The organism is Butyricimonas faecihominis (assembly GCF_033096445.1).
GTDB lineage: Bacteria > Bacteroidota > Bacteroidia > Bacteroidales > Marinifilaceae > Butyricimonas > Butyricimonas faecihominis.
Genome location: NZ_AP028155.1, coordinates 1,417,000 through 1,428,523 on the forward strand (window position 1 = coordinate 1,417,000; position 11,524 = coordinate 1,428,523).

The following is an 11,524-nucleotide window of genomic DNA, read 5'->3' on the forward strand; positions in this document are numbered from 1 at the left end:
TACCCCCTCCAACTCCCCCTGTGTAAGGGGGAGTTAGTGGGGGTAGTTGTTTAAAATTGACTTTTGGGATAGCCACTTTTCATTTTAAAAACTAGCGTCATATCCAACAATTTAATACCTTTGACGCCCGAATTCACAGGCAAAATAAATAAGGTATGATACAAGATATCGCGCCCCATATATTTTCAAATGCTTACGCCCCCAAACGTCCGGAGGCAACAAGCTACGCACTTTATTTCGACGGGCATATGGTTCTGGCAAGTAAAGCTTCAGCAACCCTACGTTTTCCCCGTTTTGCAGAATTAAACGGAATCGAAGAAAGTATTTACGAGAAAGCCATTTATTTATTTGCCATTGACAACGACTGTTTTTATCTGGTACATCAAGTCCCGGAAGGACAACCGGAATTCGAGCTAAAAGACATCGGGCTTTTCCGGACAAGCGAGCCGAGACACCTAGCATTTGCAGGTATCACGGCGTACAGCCTCTACAAATGGTACGACAACCACCAGTTCTGTAGCCATTGTGGGACAAAACTCGTTCCCCATGAAAAGGAACGGATGTTACATTGCCTGACTTGTAATAATACGGAATACCCGAAAATCATGCCAGCCGTGATCATCGCCGTCACGAACGGGAATAAAATCCTGTTATCCAAGTATGCCAACCGGGAATATACCCGCTACGCCTTACTCGCCGGATTTACCGAGATCGGGGAAAGCGTCGAAGAAACCGTGAAACGGGAAGTCATGGAGGAAGTCGGATTACACGTTAAAAACCTCAGATACTACAAAAGTCAACCGTGGTCATTCTCCGACACGCTTTTAATGGGCTTTTTTGCCGAAGTGGAAGGAGACGACAGCATCACGCTCGACCGGGAGGAACTGGCCTTGGCCGAATGGTTTGAGCGGGAAAACATTCCGGCTTCTGAATCTGACATTAGTCTTACCAGCGAAATGATCGAGTTTTTTAGAGCCGGAAAATAGATTTTAAATGAAAATAATATACCTTCGCCTCAACAAACAAAATATCGCTTTTTGAAAACAACAAATTCTAAGAAGATAAATGCGTAATTAACAGCCCGAATTCTTTCAGGCTGGATTTCCCTATCCGGGTTTCCTACCCGGAAATTATTTCTATTGATTTTATTTTTTGATTTTCAAGTGCCTACTGCCACGACGAAAATTTTTATCCGAATCTTTATGTCTAAAGCATGGGATTCACTATATAATCACATATATTTATCACAATTATGGAACAAGAATTACAATTAGTAGCAGACTTCGACTTTGACATGATCGTGGACTTTTTTTCACGCCTAAACCGTCAAGGCCCCGGAAGTCAACAAGTCACCCGACAAGCCTTGAGCTTTATCGGGGAGTTATCGGATAACGCCAAAATTGCCGATATTGGTTGCGGCAGCGGTGGACAAACCATCACGCTTGCCGAGAACACGAAAGGACAGATCACGGCGATCGATTTATTCCCGAAGATGATCACACTTTTAAAGGAACGGGCCATTCATCATGGACTCAGCGACCGGATTTCCGGCATTGCAGTTTCCATGGAGAACCTACCTTTTGAACCCGGAGAACTGGATTTAATCTGGGCGGAAGGCTCCATCTATAACATCGGATTCGAAAGAGGTCTAAGGGAGTGGAAACAATTCCTGAAACCGGGAGGAATGATCGCCGTTTCGGAAGTTTCTTGGCTCACGAATACCCGACCGGATGAGATTGAACAATTCTGGAATTTCAATTATGCCGAAATTGACACCATTTCCAATAAAATCAAGAAAATGGAAGAAGCCGGATACACCCCGGTAGCCCATTTCATTTTACCTGAATATTGTTGGTTGGATTGTTTTTACAAACCCATGCAAGAAAACATTCCTCTCTTCTTGGAAAAATATAAAAACAGTAAACCCGCCCAGCAATTAGTACAACGGGAATTAGATGAAATCGACTATTACCGGAAATACAAAAGTTACTACGGCTACGTCTTTTATATCGGGATGAAAAATGAATAACGTGTTCCAAAAGTCATCTTTCAAACTCCCTCCCCCCTTCGGGGTACTCCCTCTATAAACAGAGGGAGAGTTGAAATACTACCCGTCTTCGGAAAGAGTCACCAGCACCTCCTCTGTTTATAGAGGAGGTGGCACGAAGTGACGGAGGAGTTTTTGGAAATTAAATGACTTCTGGAACAGCCCCTAGTCCATAGATTTATAACATCCCCCGAAATATATACATATTTCGTAACTTCTCTTTATTCACAAATACAATATCTCCATCTTTAACTTTACGTTTCTTTAGCAAACAGCCTTCAGAAACAAAAATAGCTTCAGCTTCTATCATTTGGTTTAACAAATTGGAAGATACCCCTAAACAAAAGCGAATAACAGAAGATAACTTCAACCCAAATTCAAAATGGGTTCTAATTTTAAACGCCACGACCTCCCCCTCGGCATCCAAGATCTCATTTATCAAAATATCATCATGCAATATCTCGTATTCGACACTACTATAATCAAGTTCGACACCATTTTTACGTCCTATTTCAGAAGAAAAAGCGTACTCCCAAGAAAGTTTTTCATCATTTTCTGAAAACTTGGAGAATAAATCTTTTTTTATCAATTCTGGTTTTGTGCGTGACAAGATAGTCAGGTTATAGGTACTATCACATTCAACACATCTATAAATTAACCATACATCAATATTTCTTTTTTGGGCATTCATCCTGAACTTGTTACTACAATAAAATCTATTACTATTACAATGATTACATTTTCTTTTTAAGGTAGGTGTGTTTTTAACCTTTATCTCCCATATATACTCTGTTCTCATAATCTATACTGTGCCTAATATTCTTTGAAAGATTTTATGATCATTCACAGCATTACAACTTACGGCACACGTAGAAGTGACCATAAACTACAACAATAGAGACTTATCCCCTTAAAAAGAGCAATGCCGTGAATGAAAAGAAATAAAAACAATAAACCGGCTTGGGCAGAATTACCCAAACGAAAGAATTATTAGCCTGTGGTTTCTAAGACTAATACTAAGCCAGTATAAATTTAAGAATTGTTCCCAAAATGTGAATATTTACAATTTCGGCGTGAAGATAGTAGATTTTTGGCAGAAACGCAGATTGTTTTTATATTTTTGCATATTCAAACACGGATTTATGGAAACGATGTTACAACTTGCAGCTCGCAATACAGAACGAGCCAAACAGATAGTCCAAGCAACTGACATTATCAATATTTGGAAATCCATCGGGGCGGAAATCAATCTCGTCGGGTCATTAAAAATGGGATTGATGATGAAACACCGGGATATAGATTTCCACGTCTATACCCCGCGATTAACCCCGGCCATCAGTTTCCAAGCAATCACACGACTAGCCGCAAACCCGGCGATCAAACGAATCGAATACAAAAACCTGATCGACACGGACGAACACTGCATAGAATGGCACACGTGGTACGAGGATTCCGATCATGAATTGTGGCAAATCGACATGATTCACATCCTGAAAGGTTCCTACTATGACGGCTATTTCGAGCAAGTGGCCGAACGAATCTTAGCGGTATTGACACCGGAAATCCGGGAAACCATATTGAAACTAAAGTACGAGACTCCCGACGGCGAAGAAATCATGGGAATCGAGTACTATCAAGCCGTCATCCAAGACGGGATTCACGATTATACCGCTTTCCAAAACTGGCGGAAAACACATCCTGCAAACGGAATTATAGACTGGAAACCTTAAAACAATGAACAACCCTTTACAAGAAATGACAAACGAAGAGCTTTGGGTTCTATTTCCGATCATCCTAAGCAAACATCGTGCAGAATGGGCAAAGTTTTATGAACAAGAAAAAGACACCATCATTTCAGCTCTCGGGACAAACAACATGTACAGAATCAATCATATCGGCAGTACATCCGTCCCCGGTCTAATAGCCAAACCAACCATAGACATTCTATTGGAAATCCCCACTGACGCGGACATCCCGTCGCTCACCGCAGCCCTGATCTCCGCAGGATATATTTGCAACACGCAGCCTAATAACCCGGCCCCTCACCTGATGTTCATGAAAGGATATACCCCTCAAGGTTTCCGAGGCCAAGCCGTTCATCTTCACGTGAGATTCCCGGGGGATTGGAACGAACTCTATTTCCGGGATTACCTGCGTTCCCACCCGGAAACGGCAAAATCATACGGCAAACTGAAACAAAACCTTCAACTCCGCTATGAACATGATCGGGATGCCTACACCGAGGCCAAAACCGACTTTATCCAAGAGGCCACTCGTCTGGCCAGAAAGGAAATGGGAAACAAATACACTACACCGTCAACGACTTTATAAACAACGTGATTCCGTCAAATATCATCTGTAACCCGATCGTGGCAACAATCAACCCAATAATCCGGATCAACGGGTTCATGAAATTGTATTTAATCAAGAAATTCCCGATTCGCCGGGCTTGTAACATACAAAACAGATTTACCACCAAAGCGATCAAAATGGCTATAATCGTGATCTCACGCCCGTATTGAACGGGAAACGTAACGGCTGCCGTGATGGTTGCCGGGCCCGCGATCATCGGGATGGCAATAGGCACCGTGGTCAGATCGGCTAATTTGATATGCTCGTCCACTTTCAAGAAAAAACCTTTCAACAAACCGGATAGACCGTTATACATCAACACCGCCCCACAAGTGATTTGAAAAGAATACAATTCGACATGGAACACGTAACTGAAAGTAACCTCTCCCAAGAAAAGAAAAAAGACTAGAATCAACGCGGCTGTAATAGATGATTTAATGGATATATACCGCAATTCTTTAGGACTGAACCTCTCCTGCAATGAAGTAACAATTAAAACTTTCTGTACCGGGTTTACTAACGCCAAGAGAGCCACGATACAAGCTAATATCATTTTTACCGTCATGATCCGAATATTTCTGATTCCCCGCAAAGGTACGTAATAAAACGGATTTATTGATAAGAAAAAGCGTAAACGAGACTGGATATATATCCAAAAAATATATTACTTTTGAGCCTGTAAATAATTTTATAATGAAAAGGCTGTTTTTTGTATATATATCTATCTTCATTTTTTCTTTACTACTCATAGTCAATGGACTACAGGCTGAGGAAAACGAGGAAGAGATAACATTGCCTACACAAACAGAACAACTATCCGAACCGGACGAGATGGCCCATCATTATGACACTCTCTTACGAGGTCTTCGTTTAGGCTCCGATGAAGGAATTGCAAGCTCTCACGGACGACGTTTCGGACTCGATAAAACTCCTAAAACAAACGTGTATTCGCATCACAATATGCAGAGTGGGAAGAATATTCCGATAAAATTGTCTTTCGCTAAAAAAGAACGGCACTTTATCCAATACCTGACCGCCCGACATAGTCAAGGTTTTTATATCTACTCGCTGAAAGTATTGCTGTTATGACAAAACCATAACGATAATTATAACAAGTGAGAGCAAATAAAAACATAAAAAAAAATTTAGAAACAACATATGATCGATTGGCTTCAATCTATTCTCGATTGGTATATGCATAACGTGAACTACTGGAGCGTTCTCGTGTGTATGACCATTGAGAGTTCCATCATTCCCTTTCCGGCGGAATTGATCGTGCCTCCTGCAGCTTGGAAAGCTGCAAACGGGGATCTCAATTTCCTACTGGTAGTTATTTTCAGCACAATCGGATCGGTTCTAGGCGCCCTCTTCAACTACGTGTTAGCATACACGTTAGGGCGTAAATTCATTTATTCTTTCGCGGAATCACGCTGGGGAAAGATTTTGCGGATGTCAAAAGAAAAAGTAGAAAAATCCGAACAATATTTTTTGAAATACGGCAAAAGTTCCACGCTGATCGGAAGACTTACCCCGGGGGTAAGAAGTTTTATTTCCCTTCCGGCTGGATTGGTCAAAATGCCTTTAAACAGCTTTATATTTTACACGGCTGCCGGAAGCGGTATCTGGAACCTGATACTGGCTACGGCCGGCTATTTTTTATATTCTCGAAAAGAGTTACTGGAAAAGTATTTCACCGAGATTTCCATCGTCATGCTAATCGTCGGCATTGGCTTTTTCACGTATCTTATTATTCGGTCAACACGTAAAAAAAAACAATTAAATCTTAAATTATAACATGGAATCACGTAAACACTACACGGGCCTCACGGATAAACAAGTGCTGGAAAGTCGCGAGAAACACGGGGCTAACGTGTTAACTCCCCCTAAAAGGGATTCTTTATGGCAGATTTTTATCGGGAACTTTGAAGATCCCGTCATTCGCATATTAATGGTCGCGGTATTTCTTTCGGGAGGTATCGCCATCTCCATGTATTTCTCGGAAGGAATCATCGAGATCGCGGAAACCATCGGTATCGCCGTGGCCATTTTACTCGCGACAGGGGTAGCCACTTGGTTCGTGTGGGATGCAAACAAAAAGTTCGACGTGCTGAATCAAGTGAATGACGACACGTTGGTTAAAGTTATCCGCAACGGTAATGTACATGAAGTCCCTAAAAAAGACATTGTCGTGGACGACATCGTGCTATTGGAGCAAGGAGAAGAGATCCCCGCCGACGGGGTGCTTCTGGAGGCAATCTCGTTACAGGTGAACGAGTCCAGTTTAACCGGAGAACCGATCGCCAATAAAACCGTGATCGAGTCCGAATTTAACCTCGAAGCCACCTATCCTTCCAATCACGTGATGAGAGGCACAACCGTATCCGACGGTCACGGGATCATGCAGGTACTCGCCGTGGGAGATGCCACGGAATTTGGAAAAGTGGCAGAAAAATCTTCAGAAAAAAGCGAAGAACCAACCCCGCTCGACAAACAGCTGGATTCGCTGGCAAAATTCATTGGAATAGTAGGATTCTGCGGTGCCGCGGTCACGTTCACCATCCTATTCATTAAAGCCATCTTCTTTAATCCCGCATCCCCTACCCCGGAATTAGGACAACTCGGACTGATCGGGGCATTGATAATCGCGGCAGTCATCATGCTTGCCAAAGTATGGGTACCTGTTATATACGATGTTCATGCCCTACGGGGAAAAGAAAAAGAACTCCCCAAGAGTATAAAGCAAGGAGGTTGGGGACGTTGGATTCTGTACGGATTAGGAGCATTGGTTATCATGCTCGCCATTGGTTTGGCTTTCGGGGTTAAACCTTGGGATCCGCAAGCGTGGATCTCGCTAAGTCTGGGAAAGAAAATCCTGTCGGCATTCATGGCTTCCGTTACCCTGATCGTGGTAACTGTTCCGGAAGGTCTTCCAATGAGTGTTACCTTGAGCTTGGCTCTCAGTATGCGTAAAATGCTAAAATCCAACAACCTCGTTCGCAAAATGCACGCTTGCGAAACGATGGGTGCCACAACCGTTATTTGTACGGATAAAACGGGAACCCTGACCCAAAACCAGATGACCGTGTACAAAACAAACTTCTACGGTCTGAAAGATCAACAACTCACGGATAATGAAAACTCCCGACTGATAAAAGAGGGTATTGCCGTAAATACAACCGCGTTCCTTGACTTTTCCGATCCGGGCAAAGTGAAAACTCTAGGTAACCCGACCGAGGCTGCCTTGTTACTCTGGTTAAACGGACAACAGGCTAATTACCAAGAACTCCGGGAAAATGCCACGGTGATCGACCAATTAACCTTTTCCACGGAACGGAAATACATGGCCACATTGGTTGACTCTCCCGTCATGGGAAAAAAGATTCTATACGTGAAAGGGGCTCCCGAAATTATCTTCGCTCAATGTAAGAACGCGTTGATCGACGAGGAACTGCAACCGATTGCCAATTACAAAACGACCGTGGAGAACCAATTGCTAGAATACCAAAATCAAGCCATGCGGACGCTGGGTTTTGCTTACCAAATCATCGAGGATAATGAACCGCATTTTAAAGACGGACGTTTATACAACACCGAATTAACCTTCCTTGGTATCGTGGCAATTTCAGACCCGATCCGTTTGGATGTACCGGATGCCGTGAAACGCTGTTTTGATGCCGGAATACAAGTGAAAATGGTGACCGGGGATACACCGGGTACGGCAAAAGAGATCGGAAGACAAATCGGCCTGTGGACGGAAAAAGATACCGATCGAAATGTGATCACGGGAGTTGAATTCGCGAAACTAACTGATAAAGAGGCCTTGGATCGAGTACTGGATTTAAAAATCATGTCCCGTGCCCGCCCGATGGACAAACAACGCCTCGTTCAATTGCTACAACAGAAACAAGCCATCGTGGCCGTTACCGGAGACGGGACGAACGACGCTCCCGCCTTGAATCATGCACATGTGGGATTATCTATGGGTAGCGGAACCTCCGTGGCGAAAGAGGCCAGTGACATCACCTTGCTGGACGACTCGTTCTGCAGCATCACCTCTGCCGTGATGTGGGGACGTTCGGTGTACCAGAACATTCAACGGTTTATCCTGTTCCAGCTTACCATTAACGTGGCAGCCTTGATTATTGTGCTACTGGGGTCTTTGTTCGGTTCGGAACTTCCCATCACGGTAACACAGATGTTGTGGGTAAACCTCATCATGGACACGTTTGCTGCCGGGGCTTTAGCCTCACTCCCACCTAGCCCGGAAGTGATGAAACGGAAGCCGAGAAACTCGAATGCCTTCATCATCGTCCCGCAAATGCAGAGACTGATACTAGCCACCGGAATCACGTTCGTGGTCATCCTACTCGGCTTGTTATATGTACTCTCCAACTATGCCGGAGGTATTGAGGCCGGAACACCGGAAGGACTTCGGAACCTGACGATCTTCTTCACGGTATTCGTGATGTTACAGTTTTGGAACATGTTCAACGCGAAGACTTTCGGAACAAATGATTCCGCCTTTAAAGATATATTCAAAAGCGAAGGTTTCCTTACCGTGGGAATGGCCATTATCGTGGGACAGGTACTCGTGGTCAACTTCGGTGGTTCCGTTTTCAGAACCATCCCGTTGACGTGGACCGAATGGATCTGGATCACGCTTGCCACGTCTCTTGTACTTTGGGTGGGAGAAATCTTCAGAGCATTCAAACGAATGAAAAACAGGAAGTAGTGTAAAAATCATTGGGGATCATGAAAAGGAATAGCACAAACTACTGGATATATCTCGGCATGATGACCGTCTTCTGTGCTTTAATTTACTTTGCACTTTGCACGGGTCAACATATCGATCATCCCGAAGTTAGCAGTACGGTAAACACGGAAATGAGTTCATTTGAACTATTCAAACGAATCATTTCCGACAATCTGGCAAACTCACTAACGATCTTGTTGTTACAAATCATCGTGATTTTGATCACCGTCCGCATTTTCTCGTTCCTTTTCAAATACATCGGGCAGCCCGGTGTTATGGGTGAAATCGTGGCCGGAATCGTCTTGGGACCTTCGTTGCTGGGATATTTCTTTCCGGAATTCTCTGCCACGCTATTCCCTCCCGAATCACTGATGAACCTGAACCTGTTAAGCCAGATCGGGTTAGTGCTGTTTATGTTTGTCATCGGACTGGAATTGGATTTCAGCGTCATAAAAGACAAACTAAACGAAACACTGGTCATCAGTCATGCCGGAATCGTGGTTCCTTTTTTCCTAGGAGTAGTAGCTGCCATCTGGGTATACGCAGACTACGGGGCACAGCAAGCGGAATTTCTACCTTTTGCCATGTTCATCGGGATAAGCATGAGTATCACGGCCTTTCCCGTGTTGGCCCGGATCGTGCAGGAACGTAATATGACAAAAAGTCCCGTCGGGATGTTATCCATAGCCTCGGCAGCCAATGATGACGTCACCGCGTGGTGCTTGCTGGCCATCGTGATTGCCTTAGCTAAAGCGGGTAGTTTCGTCAGCGCCCTCTACACCATTGCCTTAACGCTCATCTACATCGCCTTCATGTTTATGGTCATGCGCCCGTTTCTGCGTAAAATCGGGGACATTTATGCCAACTCGGAAGTCATCAACAAGACCTTCGTGGGATTCATATTCCTCTTCCTCGTACTCTCGGCGGTAACGACAGAAATCATCGGTATTCATGCCCTTTTCGGGGCATTTATCGCCGGGGTAGTCATGCCCACGAACATCGGGTTCCGTAAAGTCATGATGGAGAAGGTGGAAGACATTTCTTTGGTATTCTTCCTCCCCCTATTCTTTGCCTTTTCGGGATTACACACGGAAATCGGTTTGATTAACACGCCGGAGCTATGGGGCGTGTGCTTACTGTTCATCGTGGTAGCCATTGCCGGGAAGTTTGGGGGGTGTACGTTGGCTGCACGGGCTGTGGGCGAAAACTGGAAAGATAGTCTTATCGTCGGCACACTGATGAACACACGGGGACTTATGCAACTCGTGGCCCTGAACATCGGGTTCGAGATGGGAATCCTTTCTGCCCAAATGTTCGTGGTGTTATTGATCATGTCTTTATTGACCACGTTCATGGCAACTCCCATGTTGTCGCTCGTGGAAAAGATGTTTGCCAAGCAAGAGGAAAAAGCCCATCACCACGAGAAAGTCTTGCTCTCCTTTGGTCGTCCCGAAACCGGTAGAACCTTACTGGGTATGGCCGATCTTTTACTAGGACATCGTCTGCAAAACAGTCAACTTATAGCCACCCACTTCACGCTGGGAACAGACTTGAATCCTGCCAAAGCGGAAGAGTTTGCAGAAGAGAGTTTTATCCCCCTTCGGGAAGAGGCTCGCCATCTGAATTTACAGGTTGATGAACGTTATCAGGTAACCGACAAACTCATTCAGGAGATGATTCACGTAGCCAAGAAAGAACACGTGGACTACCTGTTCGTCGGGGCCGGACAACAATTCATGCAGGACAATAGCACGGCCCCCGGAAAATTGGGTAAAAGATTCACCACGATCTCCCGCTGGCTGAAACAATTAAAAGATCGCCCGTTACATTTACCGGGAACACTACTCCGGCAAAAACTGGAATCTATCATGGATCACGTGGATTGTTCCGTGGGAATCTTCGTGAACAGAGGTTTCACGCGGGCTTCCAATATCTTACTTCTCGTTGATAGCGAAGACGACTTGTTCCTCTTTAATTACGCCAGAACCCGGTTGGGCGAACAAAGCATGACCATCCGGATTTGCTTTATCAACGAACAGGTGGATAAACAACTAGAATCCAGAATTATGAATGATTTCGTTCAAATCGATTCAAACAAATTCATACTGGACAAACCATTAACCATGAACACTTTTATTGAAAATAAAGAAACCTTATTAGTGATGAGTTATACCACTTGCGAAAAGTTGTCAAAAGATCAGGCTCTTTTTGCAAAGTTACCCTCACTACTAATCATAAGGCCAAAACAAATAGAATTTAAAGTTTAAAATTTAGAATGGAAAAAACAACTCCTCCGTCAGCTACGCTGCCACCTCCTCTATAAACAGAGGAGGAGCTGGTAACTCTTCCCGAAGTGGGATAGTAATTCAACT

General features: G+C 44.2%; 10 protein-coding genes. 8 read left to right on the top strand and 2 right to left on the bottom strand.

Annotated features, from left to right (window positions below; translation table 11 throughout):
- The first annotated feature begins 155 nt into the window (after positions 1–155).
- Positions 156–986, top strand: coding sequence for an NAD(+) diphosphatase (gene nudC, locus R8806_RS06025; protein WP_124316916.1), 831 nt, complete (start codon positions 156–158; stop codon positions 984–986).
- Positions 987–1,252: 266 nt separating this feature from the next.
- Positions 1,253–2,029, top strand: coding sequence for a class I SAM-dependent methyltransferase (locus tag R8806_RS06030; protein WP_124316917.1), 777 nt, complete (start codon positions 1,253–1,255; stop codon positions 2,027–2,029).
- Positions 2,030–2,225: 196 nt separating this feature from the next.
- On the opposite strand, the gene R8806_RS06035 is transcribed toward R8806_RS06030, so the two are convergent.
- The gene (locus R8806_RS06035) at positions 2,226–2,846 is read right to left on the bottom strand and encodes a DUF1062 domain-containing protein (RefSeq protein WP_124316918.1); all 621 of its coding nucleotides are present in this window, start codon (positions 2,844–2,846) and stop codon (positions 2,226–2,228) included.
- Between the two features lie 343 nt (positions 2,847–3,189).
- Between R8806_RS06035 and R8806_RS06040 the strand changes: the two genes are divergently transcribed.
- Positions 3,190–3,777, top strand: coding sequence for a phosphoglycerate mutase family protein (locus R8806_RS06040; RefSeq protein ID WP_124316919.1), 588 nt, complete (start codon positions 3,190–3,192; stop codon positions 3,775–3,777).
- Between the two features lie 4 nt (positions 3,778–3,781).
- Entirely contained in the window at positions 3,782–4,378 is a 597-nt protein-coding gene (locus tag R8806_RS06045; protein WP_124316920.1) for a GrpB family protein, read from the top strand.
- On the opposite strand, the gene R8806_RS06050 is transcribed toward R8806_RS06045, so the two are convergent.
- Positions 4,356–4,964: a MarC family protein gene (locus R8806_RS06050; protein WP_124316921.1), complete on the bottom strand. Its 609-nt coding sequence runs from the start codon at positions 4,962–4,964 to the stop codon at positions 4,356–4,358. The genes R8806_RS06045 and R8806_RS06050 overlap by 23 nt on opposite strands.
- Before the next feature lie 128 nt (positions 4,965–5,092).
- Between R8806_RS06050 and R8806_RS06055 the strand changes: the two genes are divergently transcribed.
- The 4 genes from R8806_RS06055 to R8806_RS06070 all read left to right on the top strand — a co-directional run bounded on the left by R8806_RS06055 (position 5,093) and on the right by R8806_RS06070 (position 11,419).
- Positions 5,093–5,488 carry a hypothetical protein gene (locus tag R8806_RS06055; protein ID WP_124316922.1) on the top strand — a complete coding sequence of 132 codons (396 nt, stop codon included), beginning with the start codon at positions 5,093–5,095 and terminating at the stop codon, positions 5,486–5,488.
- 69 nt (positions 5,489–5,557) lie between these two features.
- Entirely contained in the window at positions 5,558–6,193 is a 636-nt protein-coding gene (locus tag R8806_RS06060; protein ID WP_151411779.1) for a DedA family protein, read from the top strand.
- A gap of 1 nt (position 6,194) precedes the next feature.
- Complete coding sequence (locus R8806_RS06065) at positions 6,195–9,131, top strand: calcium-translocating P-type ATPase, PMCA-type (protein WP_124316971.1); 2,937 nt, start codon at positions 6,195–6,197, stop codon at positions 9,129–9,131.
- A 20-nt stretch (positions 9,132–9,151) separates the two neighbouring features.
- Positions 9,152–11,419, top strand: a complete 2,268-nt coding sequence (locus R8806_RS06070; RefSeq protein ID WP_164719668.1) for a cation:proton antiporter — start codon at positions 9,152–9,154, stop codon at positions 11,417–11,419.
- Positions 11,420–11,524: the final 105 nt, after the last annotated feature.